Origin of the sequence: Phascolarctobacterium succinatutens CAG:287 (genome assembly GCF_000434895.1) — a bacterium.
In the GTDB taxonomy this organism is placed as follows: domain Bacteria; phylum Bacillota; class Negativicutes; order Acidaminococcales; family Acidaminococcaceae; genus Phascolarctobacterium_A; species Phascolarctobacterium_A succinatutens_A.
In genome coordinates this window covers 17,847-34,976 of record NZ_FR892816.1, presented here as the reverse complement: position 1 = coordinate 34,976, position 17,130 = coordinate 17,847, and the positions used below count along the sequence as shown (strand labels likewise).

Genomic DNA, 17,130 nt, shown 5'->3' with positions numbered 1-17,130 from the left:
ATTTTGAGAGCAGCTTTGACAAAAACTGCTTGGTATCCCTTGCTACAACGAGTTTGCAAACAAGTTGGAATTAAAGTAACAAAAGATGCTTTGAGTAAAATTCCTGCTAAATCAGCTCCATGGATTGGAGGAGTGGTTAGTGCAGGATTTAGCTATTACTGCTTCGGTAAAGGGGCAGAACGCTTGCATAAAACTTTAAGAGAAAATCCCGTAAGATAACGATGTGAAGAACTGTGAGGTGGCTTCTTATGCCAGACAACAAAATTTTAATAATGATTGGCGGTATGGCCTTCTTGCTCCCTGCGGCACCTTTCCTCGCATTAGCAGGTATCGGACTGATTGTTGTTGGTTGTATAATTTATTCCGTAATCAAGAGTTTTGATGAGTAATAGTATAAGACGTGAGGGATTTGTGAATTTAATCAGAACGGTTGTCAAACGCTTTACTTTATGCTATCATAGAAATAGAAAGAGTGCTACCGATAGACGGTTGCCCTTCAAATTAACTGTTAAAAATAACCGCTAGTGTAGGAGCTGGGCGGTTATTTTTTTGCGTTTTTACCGAGTTCATAACCAAATTTAATGCATCCAAGCCCAAAACCAAGCAATGCAAGAACTTCCAGTATATTCATCAGTACCACCCTCTTCCTTGTAGATTTCTATAAAAATATAGATGTCGGCAAATCGAGGGCCGCAAACCCTCCGTAGAGGGCAACCGCCTACCGTATTCTGGTAGCACAAATATATTTTAACATATGTTCGTCAAAAAGAAAATATGCAAAATACAAAAGCAGACCATTGCATCCGAAAATGATGTAATGGTCTGCTTTTAAGTTTCATTTCGCAAAGTCCTGCTTATGCCAGCTCCTTGGTTACAACGTCGGCAATAGCGTTGGCAATCTGTTCCAGACGCTCCTGCTTCGGTCCTTCGGCCATAATACGGATTAAAGGCTCAGTGCCGGAAGCACGTACCAGAATCTGGCCGTTTTCGCCCAGCTCATCCTGGTATTTTTTGATTACTTCCTGAATAGCAGCCTTTTCTTCCCAGCCATTTTTATTCTTCACGCGTACATTCAGCAGAATCTGCGGGAATTTAGTCATTACGGCGCCCATCTCGGACAAAGGCTTGTTGTTGCGAACCATTGCGCACAACAGCTGTACAGCAGTCAGAATGCCGTCGCCGGTTTTAGCGAATTCGGAGAAAATGATATGACCGGATTGCTCGCCGCCGATAGAATAATTGTGCTTGAGCATTTCTTCCAGTACATAGCGGTCACCTACAGCGGTTTTGACAGTCTTGCCACCATGAGCCTTCATAGCCTGATGCAGGCCAACGTTACTCATAACAGTGGTTACCAGCATATTATCATGCAGCTTGTTGCGCTTCATCAGCTCCAGAGCGCAAATCAGCATAATCTGATCGCCATCCATAGCCTCGCCGTTTTCGTCAACTACCAGGCAGCGGTCGGCGTCGCCGTCATTGGCGATACCTACATGAGCGCCAACCTCGACAACCTTCTTCTGCAAAGCCTCCAGATGAGTGGAGCCGCAGCCGTTGTTGATGTTGATGCCGTTAGGCTCGTTGAAAATTGCCACAACCTCAGCACCGAGACTGCGCAGGATAACCGGTGCGATTTCGCTGTTGGCACCGTTGGAGCAGTCCATAACAATCTTCAGACCATTCAGCTTAGCATAAGCAGTACTCAGAATGTGCTTAATATACAGTGCGGACAAATCCTTTTCATGAATAATCTGGCCTACGCTGCTGCCGCTTACTGCCTGAGTGTAATCAATCGGTGTAGCAACGATAGCTGCAATTTCGTCCTCTACTGCGTCAGGCAGCTTGTAACCTGTCTGAGAGAAGAATTTGATGCCGTTGTCTTCAAACGGATTGTGAGAAGCAGAAATTACTACACCGGCGTTAGCCTTAACCTCACTGGTCAGAAAGGAAACTGCCGGAGTAGGCATAACGCCCAGAAGATGTGCATTGCCGCCAGCGCTGCAGATGCCTGCTGCCAAAGCACTTTCCAGCATTTGTCCGCTGCGGCGTGTATCTCTGCCGATAATAATTTTCGGGCAGGAAACCTCGCGGCCAAAGTATTTTGCGGCAGCATAGCCCAGCTTAAAGGCCAGCTCCGGAGTAAGCTCTACGTTCGCTACACCGCGAACACCATCAGTACCAAATAATCTTGCCATTTTTTGTAATAACCTCCCTAATGTTAATGCGTTTATATGTAAGTTGGAAATTGTTGAGATTTATCAACAATAACAGAAGATAGAGGCTCCCCTTGGGGGGAGCTGTCACCCGCAGGGTGACTGAGAGGGGTTGGTATTCGCTATGCTGAGCGCGCCCCTCTCCGTCATCGCTAGGCGATGCCACCCGCCCCAGGGCGCCTTCTCTTGCCCTACGGGCAATTCACCTTGTCCCCCCAAGGGGAGCCTAATTATCAGTATTGCTCCAACCTATCCTACTTCACCGGCGCAAATCTTTCCATAATCGCACGCGCCACATGATAGCCGTCAAGCGCGGCGCTCATAATACCGCCGGCATAGCCTGCGCCTTCGCCGCAGGGATAAAGCAAATCATGCGTCAGCGATACATAGCTCTGCCTGTCGCGCTCGATACGGACCGGCGCCGAGGTGCGTGTTTCCACACCCGTCAGCAGCGCGCCGCCGTCGGCGTAACCCGCCAGCTTGCGGCCGAAGCTCGTAATGCCCTCGCGCAGAGTATCCGTAACGTAGGCAGGCAGCACCTTATCTAAGCTGCAGGCCGCAAGTCCCGGACGATAGCTTGGCTGCACCAAACATTCCAAGGACGGAGTGCTGCGCTTCAAAAAGCTGTCCAGATTTTGCGCAGGCGCATCATAGCTGCTGCCTGCCGCCGCATAAGCAAGCTGCTCGTAGCGGCGCTGGAATTCTACGCCTGCCAGCGCACCCTCGCCAAAATCCCGGCTGTCCACATTCACTACCAGCGCACTGTTGGCAATGCCGCTGTCACGCTTAAACATGCTCATGCCGTTGACAACCACGCCGCCGGCCTCCGAAGCGGCAGCAACCACCTGACCGCCCGGGCACATGCAGAACGAATAGGCTGTGCGTGTTTTATCCTGCGTGTGGTAAACAAGCGCGTAATCCGCTGCGCCCAGCAGATGATGTCCCGCAAAGCTGCCGTACTGCGCCCTGTCAATCAGCTCCTGCGGGTGCTCTATACGCACGCCGATAGCAAAGGGCTTCGCCACAATGCCAACGCCCCTGCGTGCCAGCATAGCGTAGGTATCACGCGCGCTGTGACCGCAGGCCAGTACCACGGCTCCTGCCGCCAGCCTTTCGCCGCCGTCAAGGATTACACCCTGCACAGCATTATTTTTGATATCCAGATCAACCACATGCGCATCATAACGCACGCTGCCGCCCAGCTCCGCAATACGGCGGCTGAGTCCCTGTACCATCGCACGCAGCTTATCTGTACCAACGTGCGGCTTGTGCTCGTACAAAATATTTTCCGGCGCGCCTGCAGCTACAAAAAGCTGCAGGATTTCGGCCATCATAGGATCGTTCACACGCGTAGTCAGCTTGCCGTCCGAAAAGGTACCTGCACCGCCCTCGCCAAACTGTACGTTGGACGCGGGGTTGAATTCTCCCGTCTGCCAAAAGCGCTGCACATCCTGCACACGCTGCGCCACCGGCTTGCCGCGCTCCAAAAGAAGCGGCTTATAGCCATGCTCTGCCAGCTGCAGTGCTGCCAAAAGTCCCGCAGGACCGGCACCGATAACCACTGGCGGTGCGCTCAGCGGCAGTGTTCCCAGCTCCAGCGTCGGCTGCTGCTCCTGATATTGCGTGATGTCGCGGTCCGCCAGCAGGCGCTTCGCCTGTCTGCCGCCTGTTTCAACCTCTGCCAGCACATGGTAGTTGAGGCAGATATCATTTTTCTTGCGCGCATCCACTGCCTTGCGTACTATCTGCACACTGCCCAAAGCATCGCGCGGTATACCACATTTGCGGCACACCGCCTGCTCCAGCGTCTGCTCCTGACGCAGGCTGATACGCACATTGTTAATTTTCAGCTTCATCTAAAATTAATTCTGCCTTTCTACCGATATTTTTATCTGCACTGTACGTCTTTCGGGAATAACCTTTTCCGGCAGATCAAGCTCAGCCGCCACAACAGTACTGCCATCAAGCTTGCTTACATCCACGGGCTTGGTCTTGACATCCTTCAGCTCCTTCAGCACGGAAGGCGGTGCGGTAACGCGAACGCTTGTCGGCACAATCTCTGTTTTGGTAACAACAATACCGGCAGGCAAATCACCGCTCATAACCAGCTTAACCGGAATATCAAGCGAATGCATCTGGCTTACCATATTGGCCTGCACCATTACACGCTCAGGGATAATTCTCATATTAGGAATATCGTAACCGTCGTCACTCACGGCAACAAGCTCGCTTTCCGTCTGGAAGCTGCCGGTATGATTGCTGATATCAATCGGAGCAACAACGCGGTTTACCTTATCAATACGATGCGTTGCACCGCGCAGAGTAACCTCCGCCGGAGTAATTATACTGCTGCCGATGGTCATATCACTGTTCATCGCGCCCACGATACGAGTAGTAACGGGAACCTTTTTCTCGCTTACCGTATCTACATATATGGAAACCTCTTTAGGCGTTACGGATACAATCTCGCCACCGGAGTAGGTTACCGTAATCGGCAGACTCTGCTGACCTTCGGTTATATTTTTCAAATTGATAGAAGCATTGATTTCAGCACTCAGATTATCTGAACTCAGCTTGGCACGCGAACCGCGCACCTTTACCAGAATTTTATCGGGAGCATTAAAGACCATCATATTCTGCGGCAGATTTCTTTGCTGCAGACGCACCTCGATATTGCGCTCGATTATCGGGTTCTGGTCGGTCATTACATATACCCACAGGCCACAGGCCATGAGCAGGCAGATAATCCTTGCAAATAAATTTTCCTTACGCGCCAGCCTTTGCAAAAATCTCATTTTTTCTCACCGCCCCACAAGCTCTTGATTTTATCAACCAAAGAATTCTTAACTGCTGTATGCGGACGGAAAATAGCTATACGCAAAATTTCCTTCACATCATCCACCGTCAGGTAACGCATCAGCTCGCCATTGCGGGCAATAGAAATCGTACCGGTTTCCTCACTGACAACGAGAATCATCGCATCAGACTGCTCGGACATACCGATAGCAGCGCGATGACGTGTGCCCAGCTCCTGGCTCAGATTACGGTTTTCCGTAAGCGGCAGCAGGCAGCAGGCAGCCACAACACGGTTGCCGCGGATAATAACAGCGCCGTCATGCAACGGTGTATCCTTAACAAAAATGTTCTGCAGCAGTCCCGAGCTCACCAGACCGTCAATCGGCACACCGGTTTCGATACGCTCTGCCAAACCGGTAGCACGCTCAAAAACCATCAGCGCGCCTACCTTGTTTTTGCTCATAACCTTAGTGGCATGGGAAACGGCATCCAGCATTTCCTCCAGCTCCTGCTCATCCAGCTCGCTGCCCTTATGAAACAGCTTACCGCGACCAATCTGCTCCAAAGCACGGCGCAGCTCTGGCTGAAAAACAACAGGCAGGGCAACCATAATCACCGTCATGCTCTTTTCCAGCAGCCAGCTGATAACATGCAGGTTCAGCCAACGGCAGATAAGCGTGAAGCCTATCAGCACCATGAGGCCCTTGCCCAGTGTTGCGGCACGGGTGTTTTTCAGCATCAGGAACAAACGGTAAAGAAAATAGGCAACGACGACAATATCAATAATATCCAAAAAGGTGATTGTCGAAAGCAAGCCTTGCAGTTGTATCATCATAATTGCATTGCTCCTATCTATCAGACACTATCGACTAAGCGCTAAGCCTTAGTCCATTTTCAGAATCGCCATGAATGCCTCCTGCGGCAGCTCTACACTGCCAACCTGCTTCATACGCTTTTTACCTTCCTTCTGTTTTTCCAGCAGCTTACGCTTACGGCTGATATCGCCGCCGTAGCACTTCGCCAGTACGTCCTTACGCATAGCGCGGACGTTTTCGCGGGCAATAACCTTGTTGCCGATTGCTGCCTGTACCGGAATTTCAAACATCTGACGCGGAATCAGGCTGCGCAGCTTTTCAACCAGCTGACGGCCGCGAACAGTAGCAAATTCCTTATGAACAATCGCCGAAAGCGCATCGACAGGCTCGCCGTTCAGCAGGATATGTACCTTCACCAGATCGGAATAACGGTAGCCGGACAGCTCGTAGTCCAAAGAAGCATAACCGCGGGTAGCGGATTTCAGACGATCAAAATAGTCAAAGATAATTTCACTCAGCGGCAATGCGTAGTGAATCATTACACGGGTATCATCAAGATAGGTCATGTTATCGTATTCACCGCGTTTTTCCTGACTCAGCTCCATGACAGCGCCAACGTAATCCTTAGGCACAATAATGGTAGCATTGACGAAGGGCTCCTCAACATGGTCGATAACGGTCGGGTCTGGGAAGAGGGACGGGTTATCTACCATTTCAACGTCGCCGTTGGTGCGGAACACCTCATAAATAACGTTAGGCGCGGTAGTAATCAGGCTCAGATTATATTCGCGCTCCAGGCGCTCCTTGATAACGTCCATATGCAGCAGGCCCAAAAAGCCGCAGCGGAAGCCAAAGCCCAGCGCAGTAGATGTCTCCGGCTCAAATACCAGAGAAGCATCGTTCAGCTGCAGCTTTTCCAAAGCATCACGCAGGTTATCGTAATCGGAATTCTCTACCGGATACAAACCGCAGTATACCATCGGTGTAGCCTTGCGGTAACCGGGCAACGCTTTTTCGGCAGGATTATCGGCATCGGTTACGGTATCGCCTACGCGTGCATCCTTAACATTTTTGATGCTGGCAGCAAAGAAGCCTACCTGGCCCTCCTCCAGCTCATCAACATTGACAATGCCGGGTTTGAAGTAACCAACCTCGGTAACATCAAATTCCGCACCGGTTGCCATCATGCGAATCTTCATGCCCTTGCGCAGACGGCCCTGCATAATGCGTATATATAAAACTACGCCCTTGTAAGCGTCAAATTTGGAGTCAAATACCAATGCCTTCAGCGGTGCTTCCGCATCGCCCTGCGGCGCCGGCACGCGCGCTACGATTGCTTCCAGCACGTCCTCGATGCCAATGCCTGTTTTTGCACTGCACAAAACTGCGTCGGAAGCATCAATACCGATAACGTCCTCGATTTCCCTTTTTACATGCTCCGGGTCCGCACTCGGCAAATCAATCTTATTGATAACCGGAATAATCTCCAGATCGTTATCCAGCGCCAGATACACGTTAGCCAATGTCTGCGCTTCAATGCCCTGAGTAGCGTCGATAACCAGCAGTGCACCCTCGCACGCTGCCAATGCACGCGAAACCTCGTAGGTAAAGTCTACGTGGCCCGGGGTGTCGATAAAGTTCAGCATATACTCCTCGCCGTTGCGCGCCTTGTAAATGCTGCGCACAGCCTGCGCCTTGATGGTGATGCCGCGTTCACGCTCCAAATCCATAGAATCGAGAATCTGCTCCTCCATCTCACGCTTGCTCAGCGTTCCTGTATATTCAATCAATCTGTCCGCCAGGGTAGACTTGCCATGATCTATATGGGCGATAATAGAAAAGTTGCGAATGTGATTTTGTTCAATCATAAATTACTCTTCCTGCTCCTTCATTAAAATGTATTATTTCAGGCCAATATTGGCTTGAGCCTGTTTTATTAGTACTAATTATTATACCATTATACAGCAAAGCCTGTAAACTAAAAAGAGAGACAGCTCGGTGCCGTCTCTCCTCGTACTGCGTTTTATTTCAGTTTAGTATCCTCAAATTCAACGCACTTGTAATAATTGTCAATTTTATAATTCAACTTATCGAGCGTTTCCTGCATCTGCGCCATGCGCTCGAGCAGTTTGGCACGCTCCTCGATTAAAATTTCCTTGCGTGCCGCCCTTGTTTTGTCGCCCTGCTGAAACAGTGCCACATATTCAATCAGGCTTTCTACCGAAATACCTGCCGCGCGCATGCATTTGGCAAAGTTTACCCAGTTGCAGTCTGTTTCGGTGTAGTCGCGAATACCGCTTTCATTGCGGTTCACAGTTGGAATCAAGCCGATGCGCTCATAATAACGCAGCGTGTCCGCAGTAATGTCATAAATTTTGCTTACTTCGTTTATTTTCATTCTGATTACCTCCTGCCAAGATACCTTTCTTGCTTCCTGCTTTTATTTTAACATTTGGAGTCAGCTCCAGGTCAAGCGTCCGCAAAATATTTTTTACAGGAACAGTCAGGCATATTTGTGATTTTCTCTTGCATAATGCTCGCATTCGTGGTAGAATAATGCAGTACAAGAAAATTCAGGAGGTGAAATTCGTTGCCGAACATTAAATCTTCCATCCGCAGTGTAAAGACCGACGCAGAACGTCGTGCTAAAAACGCTCCGATTAAAGCAGCTCTCCGCAATGCTTCCCGCAAAGTAGAAGCTCTGACTAAAACCGGCGCTAAAGAAGACGCTCAAGCTACTATGGCTACTGCTTCCGGTTTGCTCGATAAAGCAGCTCGCAAAGGCATTATCCATAAGAATGCTGCAGCTCGCAAAAAATCCAGACTTGCAAAGAGAATCAACGCTATGGCTTAATTCTTACAAGCTGACCTGCTCTGAAAAGAGCAGGTTTTTTGCATTTCAGGGATAAATTTTTGCAGGCAAGCTAATCAAGATCATAATTGATGTATGAAGCGCATCATTATAGCGTAAAATAACAAAAGCATCCCCACACTTTTCCTGCAAAAAGTGTAGGGATGCTTAATTTTTTATTGGCAGCAGTTATTTCACTGCCTAAGCCTTACTCCCGGCAGACACCGCAGCGACGGCAGCCGTCAAAGCACATCGGCGTAAACTTGCCGCTTTCGCTGCGCTGCAGCTCGGCCGCAAGATACTCCTGCGTCACGCCCATGTCCAGATGCTGCCAGGGCAGCGGCTGGCCTACCTGCAGCTCGCGCTCCGCCAGCTCCTCGGCATCCAGGCCTTCTTCCTTCAGCACCTGCTTCAGGCTGCGGCCTTCCACATGCGCCTTCAGCAACGCTTCGCCGATACGTCTGCTGCCGCGCGCCAGTACGGACTGCACCACGGTTTCCTTCAGCGATTCGGTTATCAGCTTGATGCGCTTTTCCTTCTTCAGACCGTCGCTCAAAATTTTAAAGCGCTTCTTCAGCGTGCGCACATTGCAAAGCGGCGCCCATTGGTACGGCGTAAATGGCTTGGGCACAAAGCCGTTTACCGAAATAACCAGCTCGCCCTTGTTGCCCACAGCATCCATCTTGGCACGCACGCGTTTAATCATCTCCACCGTTTCAACGATATCCTCGTCCTCTTCTCCCGGCAGACCGATCATATAATACAGCTTGATGTTGCGCATTCCGGCAGCAGCAGCCAGCTCGATAGAATTATAAACGTGCTCCTCCGTAATGCCCTTGTTAATCGCAGCGCGCATCCGCTCGCTGCCTGCCTCCGGCGCTACGGTCATCGTGCGCTGTCCGCTCTGCGCCAGTGCATGCGCAATCTGCTCCGTGAGCATATCGGCGCGCATGCTGGCCACGGAAAACGGTATCTTATGCTCTACTAAGTATTCCGTCAGCTCCGCCATCTGCGGATGGTCGGAAACGGCAGCGCCCATCAGGCCCACCTTTTTCGTGCGCTCGGGACGCTTGGCGATATCTGCCAAAATATTTTCCAACTTACGCGGACGCGGCTTGCGGAAGCAGTAGCCTGCCATGCAGAAGCGGCAGTGACGGCCGCAGCCACGCGCCACCTCGACGATAAACATATCCTCAAATTCCGTTCCGCTCGTCACGATAGCAGAGGTGTGCGGATATGCGTCGATATCACGCGCCCACTGGCGTGCAACCTTCGCAGGCGCACCTTCCTGCGGCAGCAGGGCGGTAAACTCGCCCTCGTCATCGTACTGCGCCGTGTACAGGCTGGGAACATAAACGCCCGGCACCTGCGCCAGCGCCGCCAAGCGCTCTTGCTTGCTTTCCTCCCGGTAGATAGTATCAAGAACGTGCTGCACTGTTTCCTCGCCCTCGCCGATAACAAAGGCGTCAGCCACAGCAGCCAAAGGCTCGGGATTAAAGGTAGCACAGGGACCGCCGATAATCACCAAAGGCTCGCGCTGATTGCGCTCCGCCGCCCGCAGGCGGATATTGCCCAAATCCAGCACCGTCAGCAGATTATCATAGTCCATTTCAAAGGACAGCATGACGAAGATAACGTCAAAATCTGCCAGCGGACGCTGGTTTTCCAAGCTCAGCAGCGGTGTTTTGCTTTTGATATGCTCCTGCTGCAAGCGTTTATCCGGTAAAAAGAAGCGTTCGCAGGCGCTGTCGCCGCGCTCGTTAATCATCTGATACAAAATGTGCATTCCCAGGTTCGACATGCCCAGATGGTAGACGTTGGGGTAAATAAACGCTACCGGATGGCGTAAGCCCGGCGGATACACCTGCGCGCCGGTTTCATTTTCTCTTGTTTCTTTAATATAGTTTTTGATTATCCAGGACAAAGCATTTCCTCTCCGAGTATCTATAATCTATTAAGAAAATATCAGCGCAAGATTACGCTGATATCTCTTGTATTTTACTGATTTTTTTCTGCCAGCTTACGTTCAAACAAATCGATAACTGTTTTCAAAACCTTTAAGCGGGCATAATATTTATTGTTGCCCTCAACCACGGTCCACGGTGCATACGAGGTGTCGGTGCGCACCAGCATTTCGTTGACTGCCGCTTCGTAGGCATCCCATTTATCACGGTTACGCCAATCCTCGTCCGTAATCTTCCACTGCTTGTTGGGGTCAGCCTGACGGTCATTGAAGCGTCGCAGCTGCTCATCCTTGTCAATCTGCAGCCAGAACTTGGCAATAGCGATACCATGCTCGCTCCACTGCGCTTCCATATCCTTGATTTCATCGTAGGCACGCTGCCATTCCTGCGGTTTGGCAAAGCCTTCGATGCGCTCTACCATGACACGTCCGTACCAGGTGCGGTCAAAAATCGCTATAGTGCCCGGCTGCGGCAATTTAGTCCAGAAGCGCCACTGATAATGGAACTGCTTTTCAACCACGTTCGGCGCCGCAATCGGGTGCACATGAAAACCCAGCGGGTCCAGTGCCGCCGTCAGTCTGCGGATAGCGCCGCCCTTGCCGGCAGCGTCCCAGCCCTCAAAGCCGATAACAACAGGAATCTGCGCCTTGAACATTTCAATCTGCAGCTGTGTCAGCTTTTTCTGGTACTTATCCAGCTTTTCCTTATATTCTTCCTTGGTAAGCTCCTTGTTGGCATCAATCTTGCTCAGCACATCGTAGGTTGCTGCGGTGCGCTTGTCGGCAGCAGGCTCGACAGGCATCTGCACAGCCTTTTCGATAGCATCGGCAATCGTGCCGAATACCTCCAGACGCGCGCTGCGCGGATCATCGTCGGCAATCAGGTGCCAGGGAGCGTTTACCGTATCGGTAGCCTCCAGCATTTTTTCGTAATGCGGCAAAAATTTATCGTAATCTTCGCTTTCATCAATAGCAGGATTCAGGTCACGCCACGCCTTGCCCAGTGTTTTGGCATTCTTGGCGATATTTTTCTTTTGCTGCTCCGGTGACAGATGCAGGAAAAATTTGAGCACGAGATAATTATCATCCGTAAGCATTTTTTCAAAGTTGTTGATATGCTCAAAGGAAACAGCAGGATACTTGGTGTTATCCTCTTTATCCGCCAGCTCGTTGGCGTTTTTCAGATAATACCAGCTACGGTGATAAACGACAATATGTCCCAACGCCGGCAAACGCTTCCAGAAGGCGCCGAAAAACGGCTGCTCCTGCATTACACCGCGCAAACGCACGCTGGAATAAACATTAAAACCGCGGGCATCCATCTGCTGCATCATTTCGTTAATCAGCGCACTGCGGCGTGCACCGCGCCAGCCCTCAAACACGATGATAATCGGTCTTTTGGCGTCGCGCGCCATGCGCTGCGCCTTTCCCAGGCGTTCACCCAGCACTTCCATCTGCCTGTTGTATTCTTCCTTGGACACTTTTTTACTCAAATCCAGCTTTTCCAACATTCTCCAACATCTCCTTACTGTTTGCGAGAATCTTTAAATCAGCGCTCCTCGTAGGGGTTAAGAGCGCGCGGTTTTCCTAATACCTCTGCCATGATAATGCCGTTGACCAGCGCCGCATGCTTCAGCTTGACGCGCTTTTTCGCTGCAGGCTGCGCCTGCGCGTAGCGCGCATTAAACGCTGCCGCAGCAGCGTTCATCTTCGCTTCATCATAGCTGTAATCACCGCGGGGGTCGTAATAAACCTTGCCCCTGTCATGCACGAGGTCTTCGTTTTCGCGGTGAATCCTGCCGGTGTGGTCATGCAGTGCTTCGCCGTCACGGTGAACTCTGCTGCCATCATCACGGCGCACACGCGTTCCGTCATGCACTACGCCTTGGCTGCTTTGACGCTTGCGTGCCTGTGCTTCTTCCGTCGTCTTTTTCAGACGGCGTTCAAACTCGGCGGCAAGGTCCTTAGGCTTAGCCTGCGTTTGCTTCTCTGCCTGCGTCGGCTCCGCCGTTTCCTGCGGCAGCTCCTGCTGTCTGCGGCGGCGGCGGTTGCGACGGTCCAAAAATACGTTGGCCAGCATTACGAGGACAAAAAGCAGGGGGATTAAATTATGGTCAAATAAACCGCCCATAAGCTGCACCTCGCTTATTTACTGCCCTCAGGCTTTTCCTCGCCCTCCGGGCTTACCTCGGCAATCGTACGGCGCATCTGCGTATCTGCCTGAATATTGTTCAGACGGTAGTAATCCATTACACCCAAGCGGCCGTTAGCCAGTGCTTCAGCCATCGCTGTCGGCACCTTAGCCTGTGCTTCCACAACCTTCGCCTGCATTTCCTGTGTATAGGCCTTCATCTCCTGTTCCTTGGCAACAGCCATCGCACGGCGTTCCTCAGCGCGTGCCTGAGCAATGCGCTTGTCTGCCTCCGCCTGGTCGGTCATCAGCGCAGCGCCGATGTTACGGCCTACATCTACGTCCGCAATATCAATGGAAAGAATTTCAAAAGCGGTGCCTGCATCAAGGCCCTTGTCCAAAACTGTTTTGGAAATATAGTCGGGGTTTTCCAGTACCTTGCTGTGGTCGGCGCTGGAGCCTACGTTTGTTACAATGCCTTCGCCGACACGCGCAATAATCGTTGCTTCGCCGGCACCGCCTACTAAGCGGTCAATGTTGGCGCGCACGGTTACGCGTGCCTTTACCTTCAGTTCAATGCCGTCCTTGGCAACAGCGCTTACTACCGGAGTTTCGATAACCTCGGGGTTAACGCTCATCTGCACAGCCTCCAGCACATTACGGCCTGCCAGGTCGATGGCACAGCCACGCTCAAAGCTCAGCTCAATCTGCGCTCTGTGGGCCGCAATCAAAGCATCAATAACGCGGTCAACATTACCGCCTGCCAGATAATGCGCCTCCAGCTGGTTAACATTAACGTCAAGGCCTGCCTTGTTCGCCTTAATCAGCGGCAGCACAATCTGCGACGCGGGCACGCGGCGCAGGCGCATACCGATGAGGTTGAAGATGCCTACATTAACGCCAGCAGCAATTGCGGAAATCCACAATCCCAACGGCACAAAGTTAAGAAAAATTGCTATACCGACAATGGCCAGAACTACTACAAAGCCACCGCCGAAAATCATACTGAATAATACATCCATAATGTCACTCCTTCGTTTGTTCTACAAAAATTTTGCTGCCCTCTACCCGCACAATAATCACGGAAGCAGACTTTTCGATATAATCTCCCTGGCTGCTCACATCAAGACGCTTGCCGTCCACCAGAATCGTGCCTGCAGGACGCAGCGTAGTCAAGGCTGTGCCTCTTTTGCCCACCAGCATGCTCCAGTTTTTGCCGCCGGTGTAGCCCTCGCTGTTTTTTTGACGTGTCCACAGCACAAAGGGATTATACTTGCTTTCCTTGGGCAGATACACGCACAGCAGCGTAATCACCAGCACCAAAAACAGATACACTGCCAACAGCACCAGCGCCGCCCAGGCATTGCCGCCCAAAACGTAAAAGCCGCCGACTGTCAGGCACACCATGCCGCTGACACCGAAAATTCCGAAGCCCGGCACAACAAATTCTATCAGCAGCAGGACAAGGCCCGCCAGCATAAAATAATATTCCAATGGCATGATTGCACCTCCTCAACGCTTGTACAATTATAGTATAGCAGAGTAAAAGCATGAAGTAAATGTGAACGTACCCCTGCCTATAGAGGCGGAAGCTTCCTGCTTCAGCGAGAACAGCACCACTAACTCCGAAGAGTTATGGCGACTTACACTCTCTCCACAGGCGTAGATTCCCGTGCGACCCACGGTACTTTATGAGTTACGCTAGGCAGATATTCGCCTAGCTTCTTCTCTAATATTTATTGCAGCGTTCTTGTCACGGTTATGATGACTGCCACACTTAGGGCAATCCCATTCCCGCACAGATAAGTCTTTGGTGTCATTGTTCTGGTAGCCACAGACATGGCATAGCTGACTGCTTGGATACCATTTGTCTATCTTGATAAGTTGCTTACCCTGCCATGCAAGTTTGTATTCCAGCATACTTGTGAACATGCTCCAGCCATTGTCGGATATGGATTTACCAAAGCTGAACTTGCCACCCTTCTTTCGCTTCGCCATGGCCTTTACGCTAATGTCCTCTATGCCAATCGCATCATAGCGGTCTGCAAGATAACGAGCTTTCTTATGCAGGAAGTCGCGGCGTTGATTAGCAATTTTCTCATGGAGTACAGCCACACGCAGTCTTTGTTTATTCCTATTACGGCTCCCTTTTTGTCTCTTGGAGAGTTTTCTTTGTGCCTTGACCAATCTCTTTTCGGCTTCCCGTAAGAAATTTGGATAATCGGCATTGTCCTCATCGGAAGCAACATACAGCCCGTGCATAGCAAAATCCAATCCAAGAAAATTCTTCGGTATGATGGGAAGTATTTGGTTTTCATACTCCACCAAAATGCTGATATAGTATTTTCCTGACGGTGTTTTACTTATGGTTACAGTCTTTATGGTGCTATTTTCCATCAATGGACGATGCAGACACAGCTTTACCCAGCCTATTTTAGGCAGCTTGACTTTGTTTCCCTCGATTCTTACAGAGCCATGTTGGTTGTTCGTAGAATATGAAGCATGACCTGTTTTCTTCGACTTGAAGCGTGGCTTGCCAAAATGCTTCCTATTGCTCCAAAAGTTGTTATACGCCTTGTTCAGGTTTATTTGGGCATTGGCGAGAGCAAGGCTGTCAACCTCTTTCAGCCAAGGAAATTCTTTCTTGTACTGTGCAGGTGTATTGTTCAGCCTCTCGCCTGTTTCCTTATAGTAATCAAGTCGATCTCCAAGCATCTTGTTATAGATGAATCTGGCACAGCCGAAAGTCTTGGCAAACATAATCTTCTGTTCAATTGTCGGGTAGAGCCTGTATCGGTATGCCTTATTCACTATAATCACCTGCCTTGATTTTCTATGTATTTACGAATTGTCTCAATAGGAGCACCGCCTGTCGTCAGCAAGCAATAGCTTCTTGACCAAAACATTTCTTTCCACAATTTACTCCTAACTTCTGGAAAATCTTTTTTGATTAGCCTAGAACTGGCACTTTTGTAAGCGTTGATGAATTTCGACATCTCTGTATTAGGATGGGCACGAAACATGATATGTACATGGTCTTGATCATGGTTCCATTCTTCCAATGTGATGTTATATGAAGAGCCTATACGAACAAATATGTCTTTTGCATATTGGCTCATCTGGTCGGAAAACACCTTACGACGGTACTTTACTACCAGAACAAGATGGTAATACAGCAAGAACACTGAATGGTTATTATTGTCTAATTTCATAGTATAATCAGCCCTTTCACTTCTATGCCTGATTATATCATAAAGCTATCTACGGAGCAATTGTCCGGCTCAATTACTTACGTAAATTCGCCAGACCCACCTTCATCCCCCACCTTAGATGTGGAGGACTTCTGGCGGATTAGGTTAAAGTTTATGCTGCCAAAAGCAAAGCTGCCTGTAATACTTTAACAAAAGAATTTTTCTGGCGCATTTATTCAAAAAGCAGTATTCTGGAGACGTGCACAGCAAGCACATTTGCTGCTTTACTTATTGCGCCAAAAATTGTATGATAAAGGAAAAGCTTCTTCTACTATAAACAAAGGCGGGACTTGATGATGAAAAAATTACTTATTTTACTGACGCTGATTTTTGCGCTTGCCTGCACTTGCACAGCCTTCGCTGGCGCAGGCACCGATAAAAACGCTAACATGGAAAAAATAACCAGCACCAGCGCTGGCGATTTATATCTTGATAAGGATAATTTGCAGGCATTGCGCCAGGGCGACAAGCTTTTTTTGCTGTTGTCTGCCGAGCTGCGCTACAATAAGGAAATGCTGCCTAAGCTGCAGGCCACCAAGCCGGAGCTGAAAACAGCAATCAGCATGACGCAGATTTATTTGTATAATAACGATGGCACTCAGTATGCGCTGCTCAAAAGCCTGTACACCGATAAGGACGATAATGTTGTTTACACTATAGAAGGCTCGCCCAAGCTGCAGCCTGTCAAAAGCAAGCTGCAGATGCTGCTGTACGAAAGAGCGTTGACAGCGATGGAAAACCAAAAGCGCATTGCCGATATGCTCAGACGCAAAGCGTAACAAAAAGACCTTGATGTCAGTTTTTACTGACGCCAAGGTCTTAAATTTTTTAATGAAGCTCTTTATAAGCAAACATTTTATTGTTTTAGTTGAAATTTTATGATAAAATGTTTTTGACAACCGGTTCACGGGGTGGTGTTGCCTTCATTCTATACGAATGGAGGTGATGTCTATGGTATATTTCAGCTTTCAGGATTTAATGTCCTTTGGAGTTTTTATCGTAGCATTACTTACGTTCATTTTTAAGAACAAATAGTAAAAAAGTTACGGACATAGAAAAACCGCCCCACGACTTTCCCGAGTAAGGAGCGGATTTTTCTTAACCCTATCG

Annotated in this window: 16 protein-coding genes; 3 read left to right on the top strand and 13 right to left on the bottom strand. The window is 49.7% G+C overall.

Features of this window, described 5'->3' with window-relative positions; genetic code table 11:
• Positions 1-248 precede the first annotated feature (248 nt).
• Positions 249-389 carry a hypothetical protein gene (locus BN587_RS11995; RefSeq protein ID WP_021720876.1) on the top strand — a complete coding sequence of 47 codons (141 nt, stop codon included), beginning with the start codon at positions 249-251 and terminating at the stop codon, positions 387-389.
• A 465-nt stretch (positions 390-854) separates the two neighbouring features.
• On the opposite strand, the gene glmM is transcribed toward BN587_RS11995, so the two are convergent.
• The 6 genes from glmM to BN587_RS09415 all read right to left on the bottom strand — a co-directional run bounded on the left by glmM (position 855) and on the right by BN587_RS09415 (position 8,222).
• On the bottom strand, positions 855-2,195 hold the full coding sequence (glmM, locus tag BN587_RS09440) for a phosphoglucosamine mutase (protein ID WP_021720875.1): 1,341 nt from the start codon (positions 2,193-2,195) through the stop codon (positions 855-857).
• Between the two features lie 272 nt (positions 2,196-2,467).
• Entirely contained in the window at positions 2,468-4,069 is a 1,602-nt protein-coding gene (locus tag BN587_RS09435; protein ID WP_021720874.1) for an NAD(P)/FAD-dependent oxidoreductase, read from the bottom strand.
• Positions 4,070-4,075: 6 nt separating this feature from the next.
• Positions 4,076-5,008: a CdaR family protein gene (locus tag BN587_RS09430; protein ID WP_021720873.1), complete on the bottom strand. Its 933-nt coding sequence runs from the start codon at positions 5,006-5,008 to the stop codon at positions 4,076-4,078.
• On the bottom strand, positions 5,005-5,844 hold the full coding sequence (cdaA, locus tag BN587_RS09425; RefSeq protein WP_021720872.1) for a diadenylate cyclase CdaA: 840 nt from the start codon (positions 5,842-5,844) through the stop codon (positions 5,005-5,007). Before cdaA ends, BN587_RS09430 begins: the two co-directional genes overlap by 4 nt.
• Before the next feature lie 48 nt (positions 5,845-5,892).
• Positions 5,893-7,692 (bottom strand): translation elongation factor 4, encoded by a 1,800-nt coding sequence (gene lepA / locus BN587_RS09420; protein ID WP_021720871.1) that lies wholly within the window; start codon positions 7,690-7,692, stop codon positions 5,893-5,895.
• A gap of 155 nt (positions 7,693-7,847) precedes the next feature.
• The gene (locus tag BN587_RS09415; protein ID WP_021720870.1) at positions 7,848-8,222 is read right to left on the bottom strand and encodes a MerR family transcriptional regulator; all 375 of its coding nucleotides are present in this window, start codon (positions 8,220-8,222) and stop codon (positions 7,848-7,850) included.
• A 192-nt stretch (positions 8,223-8,414) separates the two neighbouring features.
• On the opposite strand from BN587_RS09415, the gene rpsT reads away from it, so the two are divergent.
• The gene (rpsT, locus tag BN587_RS09410; RefSeq protein ID WP_021720869.1) at positions 8,415-8,678 is read left to right on the top strand and encodes a 30S ribosomal protein S20; all 264 of its coding nucleotides are present in this window, start codon (positions 8,415-8,417) and stop codon (positions 8,676-8,678) included.
• Positions 8,679-8,883: 205 nt separating this feature from the next.
• Here the strand turns inward: rpsT and BN587_RS09405 are convergent, their stop codons facing one another.
• The 7 genes from BN587_RS09405 to tnpA all read right to left on the bottom strand — a co-directional run bounded on the left by BN587_RS09405 (position 8,884) and on the right by tnpA (position 15,981).
• Entirely contained in the window at positions 8,884-10,599 is a 1,716-nt protein-coding gene (locus tag BN587_RS09405; RefSeq protein WP_021720868.1) for a B12-binding domain-containing radical SAM protein, read from the bottom strand.
• A 74-nt stretch (positions 10,600-10,673) separates the two neighbouring features.
• Positions 10,674-12,149, bottom strand: coding sequence for a polyphosphate:AMP phosphotransferase (gene pap / locus BN587_RS09400; RefSeq protein WP_021720867.1), 1,476 nt, complete (start codon positions 12,147-12,149; stop codon positions 10,674-10,676).
• Positions 12,150-12,187: 38 nt separating this feature from the next.
• Positions 12,188-12,769: a hypothetical protein gene (locus BN587_RS09395; protein ID WP_021720866.1), complete on the bottom strand. Its 582-nt coding sequence runs from the start codon at positions 12,767-12,769 to the stop codon at positions 12,188-12,190.
• Between the two features lie 14 nt (positions 12,770-12,783).
• Positions 12,784-13,791 carry a flotillin-like protein FloA gene (floA, locus tag BN587_RS09390; RefSeq protein WP_021720865.1) on the bottom strand — a complete coding sequence of 336 codons (1,008 nt, stop codon included), beginning with the start codon at positions 13,789-13,791 and terminating at the stop codon, positions 12,784-12,786.
• A gap of 4 nt (positions 13,792-13,795) precedes the next feature.
• Positions 13,796-14,269 (bottom strand): NfeD family protein, encoded by a 474-nt coding sequence (locus tag BN587_RS09385; RefSeq protein ID WP_021720864.1) that lies wholly within the window; start codon positions 14,267-14,269, stop codon positions 13,796-13,798.
• Positions 14,270-14,470: 201 nt separating this feature from the next.
• Entirely contained in the window at positions 14,471-15,586 is a 1,116-nt protein-coding gene (tnpB, locus tag BN587_RS09380) for an IS200/IS605 family element RNA-guided endonuclease TnpB (protein ID WP_044484780.1), read from the bottom strand.
• Positions 15,586-15,981, bottom strand: coding sequence for an IS200/IS605 family transposase (tnpA, locus tag BN587_RS09375; protein ID WP_021720862.1), 396 nt, complete (start codon positions 15,979-15,981; stop codon positions 15,586-15,588). The genes tnpB and tnpA overlap by 1 nt, the downstream gene beginning before the upstream one ends.
• 332 nt (positions 15,982-16,313) lie before the next feature.
• Here tnpA and BN587_RS09370 point away from each other — a divergent pair, with 332 nt between their 5' ends.
• Complete coding sequence (locus BN587_RS09370; RefSeq protein WP_303684953.1) at positions 16,314-16,799, top strand: hypothetical protein; 486 nt, start codon at positions 16,314-16,316, stop codon at positions 16,797-16,799.
• The last annotated feature ends 331 nt before the right edge of the window (positions 16,800-17,130 follow it).

Coding starts and splice junctions, on each gene's coding strand:
- BN587_RS11995 (WP_021720876.1), top strand. CDS start 249: ATGCCAGACAACAAAATTTTAATAATGATTGGCGGTATGGCCTTCTTG.
- glmM (WP_021720875.1), bottom strand. CDS start 2,195: ATGGCAAGATTATTTGGTACTGATGGTGTTCGCGGTGTAGCGAACGTA.
- BN587_RS09435 (WP_021720874.1), bottom strand. CDS start 4,069: ATGAAGCTGAAAATTAACAATGTGCGTATCAGCCTGCGTCAGGAGCAG.
- BN587_RS09430 (WP_021720873.1), bottom strand. CDS start 5,008: ATGAGATTTTTGCAAAGGCTGGCGCGTAAGGAAAATTTATTTGCAAGG.
- cdaA (WP_021720872.1), bottom strand. CDS start 5,844: ATGATGATACAACTGCAAGGCTTGCTTTCGACAATCACCTTTTTGGAT.
- lepA (WP_021720871.1), bottom strand. CDS start 7,692: ATGATTGAACAAAATCACATTCGCAACTTTTCTATTATCGCCCATATA.
- BN587_RS09415 (WP_021720870.1), bottom strand. CDS start 8,222: ATGAAAATAAACGAAGTAAGCAAAATTTATGACATTACTGCGGACACG.
- pap (WP_021720867.1), bottom strand. CDS start 12,149: ATGTTGGAAAAGCTGGATTTGAGTAAAAAAGTGTCCAAGGAAGAATAC.
- BN587_RS09395 (WP_021720866.1), bottom strand. CDS start 12,769: ATGGGCGGTTTATTTGACCATAATTTAATCCCCCTGCTTTTTGTCCTC.
- floA (WP_021720865.1), bottom strand. CDS start 13,791: ATGGATGTATTATTCAGTATGATTTTCGGCGGTGGCTTTGTAGTAGTT.
- BN587_RS09385 (WP_021720864.1), bottom strand. CDS start 14,269: ATGCCATTGGAATATTATTTTATGCTGGCGGGCCTTGTCCTGCTGCTG.
- tnpA (WP_021720862.1), bottom strand. CDS start 15,981: ATGAAATTAGACAATAATAACCATTCAGTGTTCTTGCTGTATTACCAT.
- BN587_RS09370 (WP_303684953.1), top strand. CDS start 16,314: ATGATGAAAAAATTACTTATTTTACTGACGCTGATTTTTGCGCTTGCC.